The sequence below is a fragment of the Nocardia terrae genome (assembly GCF_009760405.1).
Lineage (GTDB): Bacteria > Actinomycetota > Actinomycetes > Mycobacteriales > Mycobacteriaceae > Nocardia > Nocardia terrae.
Window position 1 is genome coordinate 296069 of record NZ_WRPP01000007.1, and the last position, 18864, is coordinate 314932.

20 protein-coding genes are annotated in these 18864 nt (G+C 68.7%); 7 read left to right on the forward strand and 13 right to left on the reverse strand.

Translation table 11 applies throughout. The features are described 5' to 3' along the window. Positions 1 to 15: 15 nt before the first annotated feature. Positions 16 to 1230 (reverse strand): glucose-1-phosphate adenylyltransferase, encoded by a 1215-nt coding sequence (gene glgC, locus GPX89_RS32235; RefSeq protein WP_328602532.1) that lies wholly within the window; start codon positions 1228 to 1230, stop codon positions 16 to 18. 237 nt (positions 1231 to 1467) lie between these two features. Here glgC and glgA point away from each other — a divergent pair, with 237 nt between their 5' ends. Next, positions 1468 to 2637: a glycogen synthase gene (gene glgA, locus GPX89_RS32240; protein ID WP_157391641.1), complete on the forward strand. Its 1170-nt coding sequence runs from the start codon at positions 1468 to 1470 to the stop codon at positions 2635 to 2637. Positions 2638 to 2653: 16 nt separating this feature from the next. Here glgA and GPX89_RS32245 read toward each other — a convergent pair whose 3' ends face one another. Further along, on the reverse strand, positions 2654 to 3163 hold the full coding sequence (locus GPX89_RS32245; RefSeq protein ID WP_198347693.1) for a GNAT family N-acetyltransferase: 510 nt from the start codon (positions 3161 to 3163) through the stop codon (positions 2654 to 2656). 69 nt (positions 3164 to 3232) lie between these two features. Between GPX89_RS32245 and GPX89_RS32250 the strand changes: the two genes are divergently transcribed. Further along, positions 3233 to 4129: a LysR family transcriptional regulator gene (locus GPX89_RS32250; protein WP_157391466.1), complete on the forward strand. Its 897-nt coding sequence runs from the start codon at positions 3233 to 3235 to the stop codon at positions 4127 to 4129. Here GPX89_RS32250 and GPX89_RS32255 read toward each other — a convergent pair. The 9 genes from GPX89_RS32255 to GPX89_RS32295 form a co-directional block, all read right to left on the reverse strand. Continuing rightward, positions 4114 to 5304 carry a methyltransferase domain-containing protein gene (locus GPX89_RS32255; RefSeq protein ID WP_328602533.1) on the reverse strand — a complete coding sequence of 397 codons (1191 nt, stop codon included), beginning with the start codon at positions 5302 to 5304 and terminating at the stop codon, positions 4114 to 4116. The two genes, GPX89_RS32250 and GPX89_RS32255, sit on opposite strands and share 16 nt — an antisense overlap. 15 nt (positions 5305 to 5319) lie before the next feature. Further along, positions 5320 to 5487: a DUF3117 domain-containing protein gene (locus GPX89_RS32260; protein WP_071343635.1), complete on the reverse strand. Its 168-nt coding sequence runs from the start codon at positions 5485 to 5487 to the stop codon at positions 5320 to 5322. A 165-nt stretch (positions 5488 to 5652) separates the two neighbouring features. Next, positions 5653 to 6225, reverse strand: a complete 573-nt coding sequence (locus GPX89_RS32265; protein WP_328602534.1) for a DNA-3-methyladenine glycosylase I — start codon at positions 6223 to 6225, stop codon at positions 5653 to 5655. Beyond that, on the reverse strand, positions 6222 to 6596 hold the full coding sequence (locus GPX89_RS32270) for a DivIVA domain-containing protein (RefSeq protein WP_235948575.1): 375 nt from the start codon (positions 6594 to 6596) through the stop codon (positions 6222 to 6224). Before GPX89_RS32270 ends, GPX89_RS32265 begins: the two co-directional genes overlap by 4 nt. Before the next feature lie 214 nt (positions 6597 to 6810). Beyond that, positions 6811 to 7947 (reverse strand): Mrp/NBP35 family ATP-binding protein, encoded by a 1137-nt coding sequence (locus tag GPX89_RS32275; RefSeq protein WP_157391467.1) that lies wholly within the window; start codon positions 7945 to 7947, stop codon positions 6811 to 6813. A gap of 31 nt (positions 7948 to 7978) precedes the next feature. Continuing rightward, positions 7979 to 8842, reverse strand: coding sequence for a lytic transglycosylase domain-containing protein (locus GPX89_RS32280; RefSeq protein WP_407939512.1), 864 nt, complete (start codon positions 8840 to 8842; stop codon positions 7979 to 7981). Between the two features lie 176 nt (positions 8843 to 9018). After that, positions 9019 to 10455, reverse strand: coding sequence for a lytic transglycosylase domain-containing protein (locus GPX89_RS32285; protein ID WP_328602535.1), 1437 nt, complete (start codon positions 10453 to 10455; stop codon positions 9019 to 9021). 156 nt (positions 10456 to 10611) lie between these two features. After that, a complete protein-coding gene (locus tag GPX89_RS32290; RefSeq protein ID WP_157391469.1) occupies positions 10612 to 11199 on the reverse strand; it encodes a DUF1003 domain-containing protein in 588 nt (195 codons plus the stop codon). Then, complete coding sequence (locus tag GPX89_RS32295; RefSeq protein ID WP_157391470.1) at positions 11196 to 12521, reverse strand: magnesium transporter MgtE N-terminal domain-containing protein; 1326 nt, start codon at positions 12519 to 12521, stop codon at positions 11196 to 11198. The genes GPX89_RS32290 and GPX89_RS32295 overlap by 4 nt, the downstream gene beginning before the upstream one ends. A 156-nt stretch (positions 12522 to 12677) precedes the next feature. Here GPX89_RS32295 and GPX89_RS32300 point away from each other — a divergent pair, with 156 nt between their 5' ends. From GPX89_RS32300 to GPX89_RS32310, 3 genes are read left to right on the forward strand one after another with little or no spacing between them, the layout of a single operon-like run. Next, complete coding sequence (locus GPX89_RS32300; RefSeq protein WP_157391471.1) at positions 12678 to 13655, forward strand: HpcH/HpaI aldolase/citrate lyase family protein; 978 nt, start codon at positions 12678 to 12680, stop codon at positions 13653 to 13655. 12 nt (positions 13656 to 13667) lie between these two features. After that, positions 13668 to 14159, forward strand: a complete 492-nt coding sequence (locus GPX89_RS32305; protein ID WP_157391472.1) for a general stress protein — start codon at positions 13668 to 13670, stop codon at positions 14157 to 14159. 4 nt (positions 14160 to 14163) lie between these two features. Continuing rightward, positions 14164 to 14739 (forward strand): suppressor of fused domain protein, encoded by a 576-nt coding sequence (locus tag GPX89_RS32310; protein WP_157391473.1) that lies wholly within the window; start codon positions 14164 to 14166, stop codon positions 14737 to 14739. 150 nt (positions 14740 to 14889) lie between these two features. On the opposite strand, the gene GPX89_RS32315 is transcribed toward GPX89_RS32310, so the two are convergent. Both GPX89_RS32315 and corA read right to left on the reverse strand, forming a co-directional pair. Next, on the reverse strand, positions 14890 to 16509 hold the full coding sequence (locus tag GPX89_RS32315) for an alpha/beta hydrolase (RefSeq protein WP_235948577.1): 1620 nt from the start codon (positions 16507 to 16509) through the stop codon (positions 14890 to 14892). A gap of 79 nt (positions 16510 to 16588) precedes the next feature. Then, a complete protein-coding gene (corA, locus tag GPX89_RS32320) occupies positions 16589 to 17665 on the reverse strand; it encodes a magnesium/cobalt transporter CorA (RefSeq protein WP_407939507.1) in 1077 nt (358 codons plus the stop codon). A gap of 61 nt (positions 17666 to 17726) precedes the next feature. On the opposite strand from corA, the gene GPX89_RS32325 reads away from it, so the two are divergent. Next, a complete protein-coding gene (locus GPX89_RS32325) occupies positions 17727 to 18581 on the forward strand; it encodes a PHP domain-containing protein (protein ID WP_328602536.1) in 855 nt (284 codons plus the stop codon). Further along, positions 18578 to 18844, forward strand: coding sequence for a hypothetical protein (locus GPX89_RS32330; RefSeq protein WP_157391476.1), 267 nt, complete (start codon positions 18578 to 18580; stop codon positions 18842 to 18844). The genes GPX89_RS32325 and GPX89_RS32330 overlap by 4 nt, the downstream gene beginning before the upstream one ends. Positions 18845 to 18864 lie beyond the last annotated feature (20 nt).

Sequence of the window (18864 nt, forward strand, 5' to 3'; positions counted from 1 at the left end):
GACGGCGTGCCCCGGCTACACCCAGATGCCCTTGCCCACGGTCACCACGCCGCCGTTGCTGACCGCGAAGCGCTCCCGGTCGCGTTCGAGATCGACGCCGATGATCTCGCCCTCCGACACCACCACGTTCTTGTCCAGGATGGCGTGCCGGACGACGGCGCCGCGGCCGATGCGGGCGCCCGGCATGAGCACGCTGCCCTCCACCGTCGCGCCGTCCTCGACCAGAACGTTCGAGAACAGCACCGAATTGCGCACGGTCGCCGCCGACAGGATGCTGCCCGCGCCCACGATGGACTCCTGGGCCAGTCCGCCGCGGCCGAACTTGGCAGGCGGAAGGTTCTCGGCCGCACCGCGAATCGGCCAGTGCTTGTTGTAGAGGTCGAACACCGGGTCCACCGAGACCAGGTCCATGTGCGCCTCGTAGAAGGCGTCGATGGTCCCCACGTCACGCCAGTATCCGCGGCTGCGCTCGGTCGCGCCGGGGACGATATTGGTGGAGAAGTCGTAGACCGCCGCCGCGCCGCCGCGCACCAGGCCCGGGATGATGTCGCCGCCCATGTCGTGGTCGGAGTCGTTGTCGTCGGCGTCGGCGCGGATGGCGTCCACCAGCACCTTGGTGGTGAACACGTAGTTGCCCATGGAGGCGAAGGTGACGTTCGGGTCGTCGGGAGTGCCCGGCGGGTGCACGGGCTTCTCCAGAAAGCCGACGATGCGGCCGGATTCGTCGGAATCGATGCAGCCGAAGGCGCTCGCGCTGCTGCGCGGCACCCGGATGCCCGCCACCGTCACGCCCGCCCCGGACTCGATGTGCGCCTGCACCATCTGTTCCGGATCCATTCGGTACACGTGGTCCGCGCCGAACACCACGATGTACTCGGGGTCCTCGTCGTAGATCAGGTTCAGCGACTGCATGATCGCGTCCGCGCTGCCGGTGTACCAGCGCGGGCCCAGCCGCTGCTGCGCCGGCACCGGGGTGATGTATTCGCCGCCGAACCCCGACAGCCGCCAGGTCTGCGAGATGTGGCGGTCCAGCGAATGCGACTTGTACTGCGTCAGCACACAAATCTTGAGATATCCGGCATTCACCAGGTTGGACAGCACGAAATCGACGAGCCGGTACGCGCCCCCGAAGGGCACCGCGGGCTTGGCGCGGTCCTTCGTCAGCGGAAAGAGTCGCTTGCCCTCGCCACCGGCGAGCACGATCCCTAGTACGTGCGGCTGGCTCCTCACACCCCTGAAACTACCGGGTGCAGGAGAACCTCGAATGTCCAGCATGTGCCGTGTTCATCGCGATCTTGCGGGCCACGCCGATTGGTTGGCTCCGCAGCAAACGTCTACCTTGGATCCGGTGCCTGCATCGCGGTGAACGACCTTGGGTGCAAACCCCGATCGTTCGCGGCCCGAGCTTGCGGGGCCGCGAACCAGCCGGAGCGAAGCGGAGGCAAGTTGGACACAGCAGCTCGCGGACTGCGAGTGGCCATGATGACCCGCGAATACCCGCCGGAGGTGTACGGCGGGGCGGGTGTGCACGTCACCGAACTGGTGCCCAGGTTGCGCGCGCTGTGCGATGTGACCGTGCACTGCATGGGTGTGCCGCGCGCGGATGCCGTGGTGCACCAACCGGATCCGATGCTCTACGCCGCCAATTCCGCGCTGCAGATGATGTCGGCGCAGCTGCGGATGGCCGATGCGGCGAGCTTCGCGGACGTGGTGCACTCGCATACCTGGTACACCGGGCTGGCCGGGCATCTCGCGGCGGAGCTGTACGGGATTCCGCATGTGCTGACCGCGCATTCGCTGGAACCGCGGCGGCCGTGGAAGGCCGAGCAGCTGGGCGGGGGATACCGGCTCTCGTCCTGGTCGGAACACAATGCGATGACCCACGCCGACGCCGTGATCGCGGTGAGCGAGGGCATGCGCGCGGATGTCGTGGCCGCCTATCCGGATATCGATCCGGCGAAAGTCCATGTGGTGCACAACGGGATCGACGCCTCGGTCTGGCACCCCGGCGGCCCGGCGCTCGGATCGCGCGATGTGCTCGGCGAACTCGGGGTGTCGCAGGAGCGGCCGGTGGCGGCGTTCGTCGGACGCATCACCCGGCAGAAGGGCGTCTCGCATCTGCTGGCCGCCGCCCGCCACCTGGATCCGGACATCCAGCTGGTGCTGCTGGCCGGAGCCGCCGACACCCCCGCCATGGAGGAAGAGGTGGCGCGCGCCGTCCGGGTGCTGCGGGCCGAACGCGACGGCGTCTTCTGGATCAAGGAGATGCTGCCTACCGAGCTGGTGCGCCAGGTGCTCGCCGCCGCAACGGTTTTCGTGTGCCCGTCGGTGTACGAGCCGCTGGGCATCGTGAATCTGGAGGCCATGGCCTGCGGGACCGCGGTGGTGGCCTCGGATGTGGGCGGGATTCCGGAGGTCGTCGTGCACGGTGAGACCGGTCGCCTGGTCCACTACGACGAGACCGCGCCCCACGAGTACGAGCGCGCCCTGGCCCGCGCGGTCAACACCGTTGCCGCAGACCCGGTCACGGCCGCCGCGATGGGTGTGGCGGGCCGCGACCGGGCCATCGGCGCGTTCGACTGGAACCGGATCGCCGCCGAGACGGCGGCCGTCTACGACCGGGTCCGCAAGGGATAGCCGAACACGGTCGGGTTCACGCGGTCAGGGGGTACCGCATGAACACGTCGGCCCGGTCGTAGGGGCTGGGCGGCAGCTCCGACGGCGGGACGTGCACGAAGCCCAGGGACTCGTAGAGGTGCACGGCGCTGGCCAGGCGGGCATTGCTGGCCAGGAAGAATTCCTTCGCACCCAGCGCGGGCACCCGCTCGATGGCCGTCTCCAGCAGCTTGCGGCCGATGCCGTGGCCCTGAAAGCGCGGCGACACGGCCATTTTCGACAGTTCGAAGACGCCCGGATGCTCCTGCACCAGCGCGACACAGCCGACGGGGACATCGCCGAGACGCGCGATCAGCACCTCGCCGCCGCCGTCCACAATGGCCTGCGGGTTGTCGAGGGTGGCGAGGTCGGCGGGCTCGACCGAGAAGAACTTCTCGATCCACTCCAGATTGAGGTCCCGGAATGCGCGGGCGTCGGCGGGCGAGGACATCGGCGCGACCACGATCGAATTGGCTTCGGGTGCGCGGGCTTCCGTCTGCTGAGTCACCCTGAAAGCATCTCGGACATCGAATCATAACGTCCAATACTTGATATCTGCGATCGATATGATCGACTTATGAACCCCGGTGTGGAGCTACGGCACCTGCGCTATTTCCTGGCCGTGGCCGACGAACTGCACTTCGGCCGCGCCGCCGCCCGCCTGCACATCGCCCAGCCCGCCCTCACCCAGCAGATCCAGCGCCTCGAAACGCTGCTCGGCACCCGGCTCTTCGACCGCACCTCGCGCACCGTCGCGCTCACCCCCGCCGGGGTCGTGCTGCGCGAGCGCGCCACCGCCCTGCTCGGCCACGCCGAACGCGACCTCGCCGAGGTCTCCCGCATCGGCCAGGGCAGCCAGGGCACCCTCCACCTCGGCTTCGTCCCCTCGGTGCTGCCCCTCGAACCCCTGCGCGGCGTCCGCGAATTCCGCGACCGCTTCCCCCTCGTCGACGTCGACCTGGTCGAGGGCTTCACCAGCCACCTCATGGAACGCCTCGCCAACGGCACCCTCGACATGGCCATCGTCCGCGACCCCGACGCCCGGCCCGGCACGGTCACGGTCCCGCTGATGACCGAGCCCTTCATGGCGATCCTCCCCGCCGACCACCCGCTGGCCGACCGGGACTCCATCACCGGCGCCGAACTGGCCGACCACCCCCTGGTCTTCTTCCCCCGCACCGCGGGCGAATTGGCCCACGAGAAGAACCTCGCCCCACTCCTGGAATCCGGCCGCCGCCCCCGCATAGTCCAGGAAGCCACCAACTGGACGATCATCCTCTACCTGGTGGCCGCGGGCCTCGGCGTCACCATCGCCCCGCGCAGCGCCACCTTCACCGCCCCCGCCTCGGCCCGCATCATCCCCGTCGCGGGCACCGACGCCGACACCACGATCTATATCGCGACCCGGGAAGGCGAGGACCGCCCCCTGGTCCGCAACCTGCTCGAACTGCTCCCGAATCAGCGCACCCGGTAGGTCGCCACGCTCACCGACGCGGTCACCGGCATCGAATCCGGCAGTCCCGCAATCCGCTCGGCCCGCCGCTCGGCGTCATGAAACGCCGACGGCCCCATGGCCACCACATTCGCCACGTCCGCGCGCGAGAGACCCATCGCGTACTCGACCCGCTCCCGCGCCACCAAGTCGAACCGCCCTCCGAGCGATTCGGCCAGCCGATCCTCTTTCGCTTCGTCCACGCTCACCATGTCGAGCGGTCCGATCAGTTCCGCCAGATGCCGCGAGGTCGGCGTCACCACCACGAACCGCCCGCCCGGCGTCAGTACCCGCGCGACCTCCTCGGCATTGCGCGGCGCGAACACGCACACCACCGCATCCACCGCCGCATCCCGCACGGGCAGTCCCCGCCACGCGTCCGCCAGCACCGACCCGGCCCGGCTGTGCGCGCGAGCCGCCCGCCGCGCCGCCGCTTTGGACACATCCAGCGCGATCCCCCTCACCGCTGGCACGGCATCGAGCACCGCCGCCAGGTAGTACCCGGTCCCCGCACCGATCTCGAGCACCGCCGCGCCCGCGGACGCCGATCGGTCGGCCACCGCGCGAGCCCGGGCGGTCGACGAGAGCAGCGTGGCGGTGAGTCGAGTCGACGAGGACGCCGATACGGAGGAACCGGGCGCGATGACTCCGGCGCGCGCCGGGAAATGGTGGGGGACCTGGGCGACGGGGGTGGCAGCCGGGGTGGGGTCCGCTCCGAATACCGCTGTAGGGAGGTCGGTTGTGGTGCGGGAGTGTCCGGGGAGGGAGGCGGCGACGGCGCGAGCCAGGGCCTCGGCGATCGGGGCGAAGTGGCCGGCGGCTTGGAAGGCGGCGCGGGCGTCGAGCATGGGCGGGGTGTCGCCGGTCATCTTGGTCGAGGCGCCGGTGAGGAGGCTGACGTAGCCCTGTTTGGCCAGGTCGAAGGCGTGGCCTCGCGGGCAGCACAAGGTTCGGGTGGGCCCGGGAGGGTCGCCGATGGCGGGGTCGGCGGCGGGAGCCGCGAGGGGGTGGCCGCACTGCGGGCAGGCCAAAAGATCGGCGCAGGCGAGGAGTCGCTCCGCGGGGGAGGGCTCGGCCTGGCCGAAGGGAGGAGTACGGGTATTCACCGAGGCGCCGGTGAGCCGGTTCACCGGTTCGGTGCGGCGGCTCACCGGCACGGGCAGGTCAGGGTACTAAGCGGTGACTTCGGTGAGCTCTTTGCCGAGTGCCGCGGCCTCTTCCGGCGTGAGCTCGACGACCAGACGCCCGCCACCCTCGAGTGGAACCCGCATGACGATTCCACGCCCTTCCTTGGTTGCCTCGAGGGGACCGTCCCCGGTGCGGGGCTTCATGGCCGCCATCCTCTGCTCCCTCCAGATCTGCGCGGTCTGCTGCGCACTTTCATGGAACTCCAGTTGTCACCAACCAGGCAGCCCGCCGGTATGTGGCGGGCTACACCTAGCCCATTCTTCCCTATCGCGGATCGGGGCGGGTACCTGAGTTCCAAAAACCGACCGTCGTGGCGTTCAGCGAGTACGCACATTCACCCAGCAATCGGCGATGTGATCGTCTACCATCCCTGTCGCCTGCATGAGTGCGTAGGCGGTCGTGGGTCCCACGAATTTGAACCCGCGCCGCTTGAGTTCTTTTGCGAGAGCGGTGGATTCGGCTGTGACAGCGGGCACATCGGACATGCTCCGGGGCCGCTTGCGCGGCGCGGGAGCATAGGTCCAGAGCAGTGTGTCGAGGCTCTCCCCGAGGTCCCGGGCAACCCGCGCATTGTGGACGCTGGCCAGTATTTTGGCACGATTGCGAACAATGCCCGAATCCGCCATGAGGCGTTCCACATCGTCGTCGCCGAACTGCGCGACGCGCTCGATCGCGAAGCCCTCGAATGCCGCGCGGAAGGCGGGCCGCTTGCGCAAAATCGTGATCCACGCCAAACCCGACTGAAACGCCTCCAGGCACATTCGCTCGAATAGCGCGTCATCGCCGTGCAGCGGCTGTCCCCACTCCTGATCGTGGTAATCCCGATAAAGCTGGGAGCCCTCCGACCATCCGCACCGAATACGGCCGTCGCCGTCGGATTCGGCGGTCACCGCGCGGCCGGTTCGTCGCCGGCCGCGGCCGGGGTGGCGGATTCTCCGGGCAGCACCGCCGGAATGGGAGCCTCGCCATCGGGCTGCACGGCGGTCACGGCGGCCAGCTGTGTCTCGAGTTCGTCGATGCGGGCGGCGAGCCGGGTCAGCGCCCAGTCCACCTCGCCCGCCTTGTAGCCGCGGAACACCTGCTGGAAGCGCAGCGCGCGCACATCGCCGCCGCTGATCCCGGCCGCGGGCAGCACGGTGACGGTCGTCCCCTCCGGTAGCGGCCCGAGCTCCTCGGACCGCCCGAAGATCGCACTGGCCACCAGGAACAGCAGCGCGGCGACCAATCCGACGATCAGCACGTACAGCAGCATCGTGAGCATGCCGTCGAGCTTAGGTGGAGCGGGCCTTCGGGTCCTCCCGCACCCTGGCGGAAACCGGCCCTCGAATCGACCCGCCTCCCCGAGCCTTTGGCGGGCGGCAGAGAGCCGTCGCCCGTGGGCAACCCGTGCCGGCGGGTGGGAGCCGACCCGATTTTGGACGTACCCGGCGAGTTACCCCCTCGGGTTCGAAATCAGTTGTCGCCTTTTATGTCTCTTACAGGTGGCGGGTGGTGTCGATGGACAGGGACATGCCCGCGAGGCCGCGGCGGCGGACCGCCAGCTTGTCGGCGATGTCGAGCAGGGCCTTGCCGGAGGCGCTCTCCGGGGCGCGCAGGACGATCGGGGTGCCCTCGTCGCCCGCCTCGCGCAGTCCCTGCTCGATCGGGATCTGGCCCAGCAGCGGCACATTCGCACCGATCGCGCGGGTCAGGTTCTCGGCCACGGTCTGCCCGCCACCGGAGCCGTAGAGCTCCATACGGGAGCCGTCGGGCAGGTCCAGCCACGACATGTTCTCGATGACACCGGCGATGCGCTGGCGGGTCTGCAGAGCGATGGAGCCCGCGCGCTCGGCCACCTCGGCCGCGGCCAGCTGCGGGGTGGTGACGACCAGGATCTCCGCGTTCGGGATCAGCTGGGCCAGCGAGATGGCCACGTCGCCGGTGCCCGGCGGCAGGTCCAGCAGCAGGATGTCGAGGTCGCCCCAGAAGACGTCGGCCAGGAACTGCTGCAGCGCGCGGTGCAGCATCGGGCCGCGCCACACCACCGGGGTGTTGCCCTGGGTGAACATGGAGATCGAGATGACCTTCACGTCGTGCGCGATGGGCGGCATGATCATGCGCTCGACCTGGGTGGGCCGCTGGTCGGTGCCCAGCATGCGGGGCACGGAGTGGCCGTAGATGTCGGCGTCGAGAACGCCGACCGAGAGGCCCTTGGCGGCCATGGCGGCCGCGAGATTCACGGTGACGGAAGACTTTCCGACCCCGCCCTTGCCGGAGGCGACCGCGTAGACGCGGGTCAGGGAGCCGGGCTGGGCGAAGGGGATGACCGGTTCGGCGGCGTCGCCGCGCAGCTTGCGGCGCAGTTCGGTGCGCTGCTCGTCGTTCATGACGTCCAGCTCGACCGTGATCGCGCCGACCCCGGGCACGTCGGCCACGGCCTTCGTGACCCGTTCCTGGATGGCGGTTTTCATCGGGCAGGCCGACGTCGTCAGGTAGATCACAACGTGGACACCGCTATCCGCGTCGACCTCGACGCTCTTCACCATGCCCAGCTCGGTGATCGGCTTCCGGATCTCCGGGTCGTTCACCTTCGCGAGCGCGCCCCGCACATCCGATTCCGTTACCACTGGCATGCGGCCAGTCTAGGAGCGCGCTCGGCGCGGTTCAGATGCGGGGGAGAGCGGCCGCCGCGGGCGAGACGCCGGAGCCGTAGGCGGTCTCCCACGCCATCACGTTCGCGACGTAGGCCATGGAGTTGTTGTAGCGGAGGATGGCCCGGGTCTGCTGGCCCGGATCGCGCATGTCGAGGCCGCCCGAGCAGAGGTACTTGCCCGCGGTCAGCGCGGCGTCGTACATGTTCTGCGGATCGGCGATGCCGTCGCCGTTGCCGTCGGCCGCGTACTTGCGCCAGGTCTCGGGCAGGAACTGCATGGGACCCACGGCGCGGCGGTAACTTCCGGACAGGCCGTCGAGGTCGCCGCCGTCGGAGGTCGCGACCACGTTGTTGCCGTACAGGCTTCCGTCCAGGACCGGACCGTAGACGTTCTGCAGCGGGTAGCCGTTGTCGTCGATCTTGCCGAAGCCATGGGTGGATTCGACGCGGCCGATTCCGGCCAGCATGTTCCACGGCATATTGCAGGTCGGATTCTCCACGGCCAGAACCTTTTCCGCGTTCTGGTAGGCGTCGAACGCCACGCCCGGCATGCCGAGCGGTCCGGCGGGGCGCGCCGAGGGCACCCGGCCATCGGGCTGCGCGACGCTCTTCACTTCCGGAGGGCCAACGGGCGCAACCTGTTTGGCCTCGTGCAACAGGGGTTCCGGGGCGGCGGCCGGGGCGACCGCCTCGGGTCTGGGTAGTTGTTCCTCGGCGTCGTTCGAGTGTTGCTGAACGGTGGCCGTGAGCTTGTCGACGATGCTGCCGTCGCCCGCTCCGGTAACTGTGGCCAGACCCGCGGGCACCAGCCCGGTTAACGCGATGACCGATCCACGACGAACTTTCAGGACCGGGGGTTTACGGTGACGACCCACTGTGTGGTGACCCTCCATTGCCATCGGTTGTTACCGGGGGTGATGCAGTAAGGCCACGTTACCTCATCCGAGACCTTCTTGTTACCCCTTCGTGACCAACTCTCAGGTTTTGAAGGAATGCCTAGTCAAACGCGAGTTCCGGAGCGTCGCCCCGAAACTCGCGAATCACACATTCGTTACGGGGCGGGCGCTGGAGCCGGCGCGGGAAGCGGAATCGTGATGCCGAACGGCAGCGTGATACCCGGTGCCGGAGTGGTGGTGTCGGCGGTGGCGGGAGTGTCGTCCGCCGGCGCCATCGGCTGCGCCTCGGGCGTCTTGGTGGGCGTGACGGTTTGCTGATCCTGCGGTTGCTGGACGGCGGGCTGGGCCTGATCCTGCGGCTGCTGATCCTGTTGTCCCGCCTGCGTATTGCACCCGGCGACCGTCAGATCCTTGACCGCCGGCTTGCCGTCGGGGCCGAAGAGGACGGGCGTGCCGTCGGAGTTCAGGATCGGCTGGCCGTCGGACCCGAACACCTGCTCGCCGGGCTGACCGCTCTCCGGCAGCTTCTGATCCGGATGGCCCGGAACCGACACCTGCTCACAGGGATTCGCGGGCTGGGCCGGAGCCGGGCAGAAGATGCCGCACGGGATCGGCGGCAGACCCGGAATGGTGATCATCACCTGGGTCGGCGTCGGCGACGTGGTCGTGGTGGTCTGCTGGGTGGCGTCGTTCTCGGTGGTGGCCGGAATCGTGGTGGAGGCCACCGTGATATCGGGCCCGCTGACCGGAACATAGTTGTTGCCAACCAGATCCGGCGAGATGCTCACCTGCTGCGGCGTGCCGCCGGTCTTGTACGCGTTGGCCCAGCTGAGCACATTGGCCGCGTAGGAGACCGAATTGTTGTAGCGCAGCACCGCGCGCAGCTGCTGCTGCGGATCGGACAGATCCATGCCGCCCGAGCACAGGTACTTGCCCGCCGCCAGCGCGGCATCGAAGACATTGTTGGGATCCGGTGTGCCGCTGCCCTTTCCGTTGGCCGCGTACACCGACCAGGTGCTGGGCAGGAACTGCATGGGCCCGACGGCGCGCACGAAATTGCCGTCGGCGGCCTTGATGATCTCGTTGCCCGGCAGTGTCCCGTCGAGTGCCGGACCGTAGATGGGCGTGACGGTGGTGCCCGCCGCGTCGGTGCGGCCGTTGTCGGCGTGGTTGGACTCGATGCGCCCGATGCCGGCCAGCAGATACCAAGGCAGGTGGCAGTTGGGGTCCGAGGACTGCAGTGCCAGTTCGGCATTGCGGTAGGCGGCCAGCACGATCTCCGGAATGCCCAGCACGCCGCTGCCGCCGGGCAGCGCGATGTCGTGCAGGGGGACGGTGCCGGCGAAGAGTGGATTGCCGTCCGCGGGCGGGGTCATTGCGCTGAGTTTGCGGGGAGCCTCCGGAGCCGCCGGAACCAGGCCGACGGCCTGATCCGCGGGCGTATCCGTGGGCGTGCTCATGCTCGCGTCGCGTGCGGAGGCGGCCGCCAGCAACGCGTCCGGCGCGGCCTTCGGGGCGGCGACGTGAACGGTCGTATTGGTGGCCGAACCGGCGGTGACCAGGCTCGCTATCAACAGGGCCGACGCTGTCACCGGAGCAGATATTCTCTTCGCCACCACACAATCCCCTCAGTCGTGCGGCCGGTTCCCGGGGGTGACACTCATACTGCGGCAGTGTCTGGGTCGGTCGCTCGGAACAACGTGATCCAGGTTACCCATGAGTCAGCTTCTTCGGTACAACTTCTGTGGTCAGTCGCCATCTTTTTGTGCCGAAATCGCGACCTCGGGCCCCTTCCGATCGGTACCCTTCTTTGCTTTCTTGGCCCGGACGACCTCGCCGTCGACAGCCAGTTTCTCCAATCTGAGCAGGGATTCCTTGATGTCGTCCAGTTCCCGGCGCACGTAGTCGCGCGTGGCGACCTCGCCCACGGCCAGCCGCAGCGCGGCGAGTTCACGCGCCAGGAATTCGGTGTCGGCTTTCGTCTGGGCCGCCCGCGTGCGGTCCTCCTCCAGCGAGACCCGGTCGCGGTTGTCCTGCCGGTTCTGCGCCAGCAGGATCAGCGGTGCGGCGTAGGCGGCCTGGGTGGAGAACGCCAGGTTGAGCAGGATGAACGGGTAGGGATCCCACTGCAGGCGCAGCGCGAAGACGTTGAGCAGGATCCACACCACCACGATGACGGTCTGGATCACCAGGTAGCGGCCCGTGCCCAGGAAGCGCGCGATGTTCTCGCTGGTGCGCGCCATGGCCTCGGGATCGAAATCCAGCTTGCGGAAGCGGCTCTCGACCGGCGTCTCCAAACGCTGGCGGGCGCTGAGTTTCTCGAGCCGTTCGCTCATGAGCGGCCTCCCGTCCCCTCGATCACGGGCAAGCCGTGCACGTCGTGATGGTCTTCGTCCTGCTCGCGCCAATCCTCGGGCAGCAGGTGGTCGAGCACGTCATCGACGGTGACCGCGCCCAATAGATGATTCTCCGCGTCGACCACCGGTCCGCACACCAGGTTGTAGGTGGCGAAATAGCGGGTCACCGCGGTGAGCGGGGCCTCGGGGCGCAACTGCACCAGATCGGTGTCGACGATGCCGCCGACCAGGTTCGCGGGCGGCTCGCGCAGCAATTGTTGGAAATGCACACAACCGAGGTAGCGACCGGTCGGTGTGGCGGTGGGCGGGCGCACCACGAACGCCATCGAGGCCAGAGCCGGGGTGAGCTCGGGGTCGCGGATGCGGGCGAGCGCCTCGGCGACCGTGGTGGAGGCGGTCAGCACGATCGCGTCCGGGGTCATCAGACCACCGGCGGTGTAGGGGGCGTGCTCGAGCAGGCGGCGCACCGGCTCGGAGTCCTCCGGATCCATCAGCGCCAGCAGCGATTCCGCCTCGCCCTCGGGCAGCTCGCCCAGCAGGTCGGCCGCGTCGTCGGGGTCCATGGCCTCGAGCAGGTCGGCGGCGCGTTCCACGCCCAGCTGCTCGAGCAGTTCCACCTGGTCGTTCTCGGGCAGCTCCTGGACCACGTCGGCCAGCCGTTCGTCGTCGAAGGCGGCGGCGACCTCGATGCGGCGCTTGACCGGCAGCTCGCGCAGCATGTGGGCGACGTCCGCGGGCCGCATGCCCTCGAACTGGCCGAGCAGCTGGGTGACGTCCTGGCCGGGCATATTGAGCTCGGTCTGGGTCAGGCCGCGCACCTGCGCCCAGTCGACCACGTGCACCGCGCCGCGCCGGCCGAAACCGACGCTGAGGCGGCGGCGTTCGCGCACCGCGACCCGCGAGACCACCCAGTCCCGGGTGCGTCCCTGCTCGATACCCAGGTCGACCACCACCACGTCGGCGTCGATCAGATGCGACAGTTCCGGGTCGTTGACCCGGACCGTGGAGTCGAGAATCTGCGCGACGGCCAGCAACTCGCCCGGCCGCTGCTCGAAGCGGCGCACGCTGATGGTGCCGGTGGTGAGCGTGACCGCGCCCGGCTCGATGGACTGCACCCGCAGCATGGGCACGAAAATCCGCTTCCGGGTGGGCAGTTCGACCAGCACCCCCAGGACCCGCGGCTGCTGGCGGTCATAGCGAATAGAGATCACGATGTCGCGGACGCGGCCGATAGACTCGCCGTCCGGTCCCAGTACTACCAAGCCCGCCAACCGGGCGGCGAAAACCTTCGTCGCTGCCATGTTTGGTAAGGCTAGTGGGTGGAGCGCGTCCGAATTGTCGCGCCACGTGCCAGTGTGATCGGTCAGGCCCCGAAGGAGGCACCTTGCGTAACCACGTAGCGGCCCCGAGCACGCTGAATATGCCCCGAGCACGCTGAATATGACGAGGAGTGAGCCATGACATCCGCCGGGTCCACCAAGACTGTGCGCCGATCGGTGCTGGCCGTGCCCGGCAGCAACCCGCGCATGATCGAGAAAGCCAAGGGGCTGGCCGCCGACGAGGTGTTCCTGGACCTCGAGGACGCGGTCGCGCCCGCGGCCAAGGCGGCGGCGCGGGCCAATATCGTGGCGGCGCTGAACTCCGGCGGCTGGAACGGTCAGATTCGCGTTGTGCGGGTCAACGATTGGAGCACCGAGTACACCTACGCCGATGTCATCACGGTGGTGGAGGGCGCGGGCTCGGAGATCGACGCCATCCTGCTGCCCAAGGTCGTGGACGCGGGCCAGGTGCAGGCCCTGGACCTGCTGCTGACCCAGCTGGAGAAGGCCAACGGCCTCGGGGTCGGGCGGATCGGCATCGAGCCGCAGATCGAGAACGCGCTCGGGCTGCGCAATATCGACGCCATCGCCACCGCGAGTCCCCGGGTACAGACGCTGGTGTTCGGGCCCGCCGACTTCATGGCGTCGATCAACATGCGCACGCTGGTCGTCGGGGAGCAGCCCGAGGGCTACGAGCCGGGTGACGCGTATCACCACATCTATATGACGATCTTGCTGGCCGCGCGGGCTCACGGGCTGCAGGCCATCGACGGGCCCTACCTGGCGGTCCGCGATATCGACGGTTTCCGCCGCAACGCATCCCGCACGGCCGCACTGGGTTTCGACGGCAAATGGGTGCTGCACCCGGATCAGATCACCGCCTGCAACGAGATCTTCAGCCCACGTCAGGCCGATTACGACCGGGCCGAGGAGATCCTGGACGCGTACGCCTTCCACACCTCGGTCGAGGGCGGGGCGCGCGGTGCGGTCATGCTCGGCGACGAGATGATCGACGAGGCCAGCGCGAAGATGGCGCAGGTCATAGCCGATAAGGGCCGAGCTGCGGGAATGGCGCGTACCACGCGTTTCGAAGCACCGAAGGTGGACGCGAAATAGCATGATGGAGTCATGACAAATCCCATGGGGAATGCGAACCGGGGCCGCCCGGGCCTCCCGACGCCACCGTCGGGCTGGCCGATCGGCTCCTACCCGACCTATGCGGAGGCGCAGCGGGCGGTCGACTATCTGGCCGACAATCAGTTCCCGGTCGAGGGCGTGACCATCGTCGGCGTGGACCTCATGCAGGTCGAGCGCGTGCTGTACCGGTTGACCTGGGGCAAAGTCATTGGCGGCGGCATGGTTTCGGGCGCCTGGCTGGGTCTGTTCCTGGGTCTGCTGCTGAGCATGTTCACCTCGGGCGGGGCCCTCGGCCCGCTGGCGGTGGGCCTGGTCGGCGGCATCATCTTCGGTCTGATCTCCGCGACCATCCCGTACGCGGCCACCCGCGGCCAGCGCGACTTCGCCTCCACCATGCAGCTCGTGGCCGGGCGCTACGACGTGCTGTGCGATCCCAAGACCGCCGAGCAGGCGCGGGACATGCTCGCCAGGCTGGCCATCTAGATCCATGGATGTTCTGGACAACGTCCGAGCCGGGGTGCTCGGTCATTTCGGGGTGGAGTCCGCGGACGCGGCGTCGGTGACGTTCCTGGGCTTGGAGCCCATCGACATCCTGCGCATCCCGGACGGCGAGTTCGTGCACTACGCCACGCTGGGCGGCTCCCGGCATCCGATGACGGATCCGGCGGCCGCGCTGGCCGACCCGGTGCGCGGGCCGCGCGCGGAGCTGGTGCTCACGCTGCGCGGCGGCGCGGGGGCCGGTTCGGGGCTGACCCGCACCCTGGGCGTGCTGGTGGCGGCTCCGTCGGTGGAAGGTGTTGTGCTGCAGGCGGATGCGCTGCTGGACCTGGGAGAACCGTTGTGGGCCAACGCGCCCTTCACTGCGGTGCTGCTGGGTGAGAGTGAGATTCCGGAAGTGAAACTCCCGGAACCCGCCGAGCCCGTGAGATTCCTGGCGGTCGTGCCGATCACCGCTACCGAGGCGGCGTGGGTCCGCATTCGCGGTGCGGCCGCGCTGCGCGACGCCTGGACCGAGGCGGGGATCGATGTGCGCGATCCCGAACGCGCTGCCGCCCAGCTGTAGCCGTCCGCCGAACCGTTCGGCCTGCTCGCGAACACCCGATGCGCCTCCGGCGCCGGTGACCGGCCCGGGTGGTGGTCAACGATGCGGTGGCCCCGTTCCGGCTCGTGCCCCGAGGTGACGAAGGGGTGACCCGCGATGGGTGCGGTGCACTCAGCCGAAGGGGTTGCCGTCGATCGGGCAGGTCGCATTGGCGGCCGGAAGTGTTCCCTCGGTGAGGTATTCGCGTTTGGCGGCCTCGGCGCAGGTGCTGTGCACGTACATGCTGCTGTGTCCGGCGCCTTCGACCACCAGCAGGTGGGCGTCGGCCAGTTCCGCCGCGCCGGCGACGGCTCCGGCCAGCGGCGTGGCGGGGTCGTTGCGGCTGTTGATGATCAGGATCGGGGCGGTCTTGCGGTTCAACGGTCCGGTGTAGGGCCGCACCGCCGCCGATGGCCAGTAGGCGCAGGCGAGCGTGTCGAAGACGCCGAGGCGGCCGAAGACCGGCACGCGCTGATCCTCGCTCGCGGCGAGTGCGCTGTAGCGGGCGGGCTCGCGCGGTACCCGGCTGTCGGCGCATTGGACGCCGTAGAAGGCTTCGGTGTAGTTGTCGTCGTAGGTGTTCGCGCCGGTGCCGCCCAGGCCCGCCGCGCTGCCGGTGCCGATCTCGCCGACCTGCCGCACCAGCGCCGCGGCCTCGGCCAGCGCATCGGTCGGCAGGTAGGGCGTGTCCCGCAACTCGTAGAGGTGTTGCAGGGTGGCGGCGACGTACGACCAGCCCGTCGGATCGGCGAGCTCGCCCGCCGCCGCGACGACGGTGCCGTAGTCGTAGCGCTTGCCGTCCCAGGAGATCGGTTCGCGGCGTACCCGTTCCAGGATCAGTCGCCACTTCTCGCGCGGATCCCCTTCGGAGAAGGCGCATTCCGGCCCGGCTGCCACGCAGGCGTCGAGCATGGCGTCGAAGGTGCCCGCGATGCCGGTCGCCACGTCCTGGCGGGTGTCGAGGGGCTGGTCGGTGCCGTCGGGCCCGGACGCGTTGCCACGGAAGTCCATCGACCCGTCCAAGGCGATGGCGCGTACCCGGCCGGGAAACATGTTGGCGTACAGCGCGCCCAGGTAGGTGCCGTACGAAATGCCGTGGTAGGTCAGCTTGTCGTCGCCGACGGCCCGGCGCAGCAGGTCCAGATCGCGGGCGCTGTTCTCGGTGGACAGGTATGGCAGCAGGTCGGCGGCGCGTTGCGCGCAGCCGTCGGCGAGGGTCTTCGCGGCGGCGAAGAACGGCGGTTCGGTGCCGGGTGTCCCGGGCATGGCCGGGTAGGTGGCGAAGAACTGCTGTTGTCCGGTCGCGTCCGGAAAGCAGTGCACCGGTGCGCTGTTCGCGACGCCACGACCGTCCCAGGACACCAGGTCGAAGCGCTCGCGCAGGGCGTCGGAGAACAGCCACGGCCACTGTGCCCGCTGCCGCAGGCGCTGCACGCCGGAGCGGCCGGGGCCGCCGAAGTTGACGAAGAGGGTGCCGATCTTGCGGGCCGGATCGGCGGCGGGAAGTTTGATCACCGCCAGGTCGATCGAACGGGCCTCGGGATGCGTGTAGTCCAGCGGCACTCGCGCTGTGGCACAGGAGAATCCGGAATCGCAGTCCGACCATTGCAGGGCGGGAGCCGGTGCGGCGTCGGCGAGGGCGTCGGCATAGGAGTCGATCGGATCGGCCGAGGCGGGCACCGGCACGGCTAGCAGCAGCCCGAATATTGCTGTCCACCAACCCATCCGGCGGCGCAGCGCCGAGTTCCTCATCGCGAGCACTCGGAATTGATAGCAACCCGGTGGTGCGCGTGTCGAGGCGCTCAGCAACGCCGCTGGTGGGATGGGCTGCTCACAGCCAGTCGTTGCGATGGAAGAACGCGTAGAGCATTCCGCACAGCGCCACCATGAGCGCGATCACGACGGGGTAGCCGTAGGTCCACGAAAGTTCGGGCATGTGCGTGAAATTCATGCCGTAGATGCCCGCGATCATGGTCGGCACCGCGGCCATGGCGGCGTAGGCGGAGATCTTGCGCATATCGGTGTTCTGCTGCACGCTCACCTTGGCCAGCGCGGCATTGATGAGCGCGGACAGTGATTCGTTGAAGTCGAGGATCTGCTCGGTCACCGCGGTGTGATGGTCGGTGACGTCGCGCAGGTAGCGCCGGATCTCCTTGGGCAGCGGCAGACTCGTGTCCTGGGTGAGCACCTGCAACGGCACCTGCAGCGGCTTGACCGCCCGGCGCAGTTCCACCACTTCGCGTTTGAGCTGATAGATGGCCTCGATCCGGAGCTTGTTCGCGGGGGTGAAGACGGCCTCCTCCATGGCGTCCACGTCCTCCTCGATGGCCGCGGTGACGGACACGTAGGTGTCGACCACCCGGTCGGCGACCGCGTGCAGCACCGCGCCCGGTCCCAGCGCCAGCTGTTTCGGATCGGCCTCCAGATCCTTTCGGACACCGGCCAATTCGGTATGGTCGCCGTGTCGCACGGTGATCGCGAAGTTCGGTCCGGCGAAGACCATGATCTCGCCGGTGTCCACGATCTCGGCGACGCTGTCGAGTTCGTGCTCGTGGTAGCGCACGGTGCGCAGCACCAGGAACAGGATGTCGTCGTAGCGTTCGAGTTTGGGGCGCTGGTGCGCCTTCACGGCGTCCTCGACGGCGAGCGCGTGCAGGCCGAAGGTCCGCGCCACATCCGACATCAGTTCGACGCCGGGCTCGAGCAGTCCGAGCCAGACGAAGCCCTCCTTGCGGTCCCGCACCTCGGCCAGCGCGTTCTTGTAGGTGCATTGATCCCACAGTCGTTGTCCGTCGACGTAGACCGCGCAGTCGACGATCCTGCCCGGCCGCGCGGGCGCGGGTGCGTCCGGTGCGGAGCCGGTCCGTCCGGGCCAGTGGAAGGACGGCAGCGGCGAATTCGAGGACACATCAACGATGTTAATCGTCCCGCCCCCGGTGATCGTCCGCCGCGCAGGCAATATAGGGGGCGTGCGCATCGATCTCCACACCCATTCCACCGCGTCCGACGGCACGGACACCCCGGCCGAACTGATCGCGAAGGCCGCCGCCGCGGGCCTCGACGTGGTGGCCCTGACCGACCATGACACCACCTCCGGCTGGGCCGAGGCGGTCGACGCGTTGCCGCCGGGTCTGACCCTGGTGCGCGGCATGGAGATGTCGTGTGTGGGGCTCGGGGAGGACGGGTACCCGGTGCCGGTGCACCTGCTGGCCTATCTGTTCGACCCCGCCGACGAGTCCTTCGCGCAGGAGCGTGAGCGCCTGCGCGCCGAGCGCGTGGTGCGGCTGCGCTCCATGGCCGAGCAGATGGCCGCGGACGGGCTGCCCATCGATCCGGACGAAGTGATGGCCTCGGTGGGCCTTTCGGCGGGTCGTCCGCATCTGGCCCGCGCCCTCGTGAAGGCCGGGGTCGTGCCGACGGTCGACGCGGCCTTCCAGGATCTGCTCGCCCCGCACGGCCGCTACTACGTCGAGAAGGCCGACACGCCGCTGCGTCGCGCGGTCGAGATGGTGGCGTCGGCGGGCGGGGTGAGCGTGGTAGCGCATGCTCGGGCCCGCAAGCGCGGTCGGCTGCTCGCGCTGGACCACATTCGGGAGCTGGCCGAGATCGGGCTGGGTGGTCTGGAACTCGACCATCCCGATCACAGTGCCGCCGACCGCGAGGTGCTGGCCCGGCTGGCGGACGAGCTGGGTTTGCTCACCACCGGCTCCTCGGACTACCACGGTACCAACAAGACCATTCAGCTCGGTGAATTCACCACCGACCCAACGCAATTCGAGGAAATCGTGGGCAAAGCCAGCGGTGTCCCGGTGATCAGCGTATGAGGGTGCTCCGGGGTCTGAGCGGAATCGTCGCGGGGGGCACCGCGGTGCTGGCGGCCACGGTCGCGGGCGCTGCCATCATGGGTGTTGAGCGCGGGTTTCCGGGCCCCGGATGGCTGGATGTGACATGGCATGTGGCGGCGGCCGTGGGAGTTGTCGGCGCCCAGGTATACGCGGATAAGCGTCAGGGTTTCGCCGCTTTTTTCGGATGCCTGGTTGTTTTCGGGATAGCCGGATATCTGCTCTGGGCGCAGTGGTGGAATTGAAATACGCATAACGGTTGCGA

What these genes read in the sequence shown, in the direction of transcription:
- GPX89_RS32315 (WP_235948577.1), bottom strand. Translation starts at nt 16,509, where the DNA reads ATGAGGAACTCGGCGCTGCGCCGCCGGATGGGTTGGTGGACAGCAATA.
- GPX89_RS32250 (WP_157391466.1), top strand. Translation starts at nt 3,233, where the DNA reads ATGAACCCCGGTGTGGAGCTACGGCACCTGCGCTATTTCCTGGCCGTG.
- GPX89_RS32310 (WP_157391473.1), top strand. Translation starts at nt 14,164, where the DNA reads ATGGATGTTCTGGACAACGTCCGAGCCGGGGTGCTCGGTCATTTCGGG.
- GPX89_RS32295 (WP_157391470.1), bottom strand. Translation starts at nt 12,521, where the DNA reads ATGGCAGCGACGAAGGTTTTCGCCGCCCGGTTGGCGGGCTTGGTAGTA.
- GPX89_RS32260 (WP_071343635.1), bottom strand. Translation starts at nt 5,487, where the DNA reads ATGGCGGCCATGAAGCCCCGCACCGGGGACGGTCCCCTCGAGGCAACC.
- GPX89_RS32300 (WP_157391471.1), top strand. Translation starts at nt 12,678, where the DNA reads ATGACATCCGCCGGGTCCACCAAGACTGTGCGCCGATCGGTGCTGGCC.
- GPX89_RS32275 (WP_157391467.1), bottom strand. Translation starts at nt 7,947, where the DNA reads ATGCCAGTGGTAACGGAATCGGATGTGCGGGGCGCGCTCGCGAAGGTG.
- GPX89_RS32270 (WP_235948575.1), bottom strand. Translation starts at nt 6,596, where the DNA reads ATGCTCACGATGCTGCTGTACGTGCTGATCGTCGGATTGGTCGCCGCG.
- GPX89_RS32305 (WP_157391472.1), top strand. Translation starts at nt 13,668, where the DNA reads ATGACAAATCCCATGGGGAATGCGAACCGGGGCCGCCCGGGCCTCCCG.
- GPX89_RS32330 (WP_157391476.1), top strand. Translation starts at nt 18,578, where the DNA reads ATGAGGGTGCTCCGGGGTCTGAGCGGAATCGTCGCGGGGGGCACCGCG.
- GPX89_RS32290 (WP_157391469.1), bottom strand. Translation starts at nt 11,199, where the DNA reads ATGAGCGAACGGCTCGAGAAACTCAGCGCCCGCCAGCGTTTGGAGACG.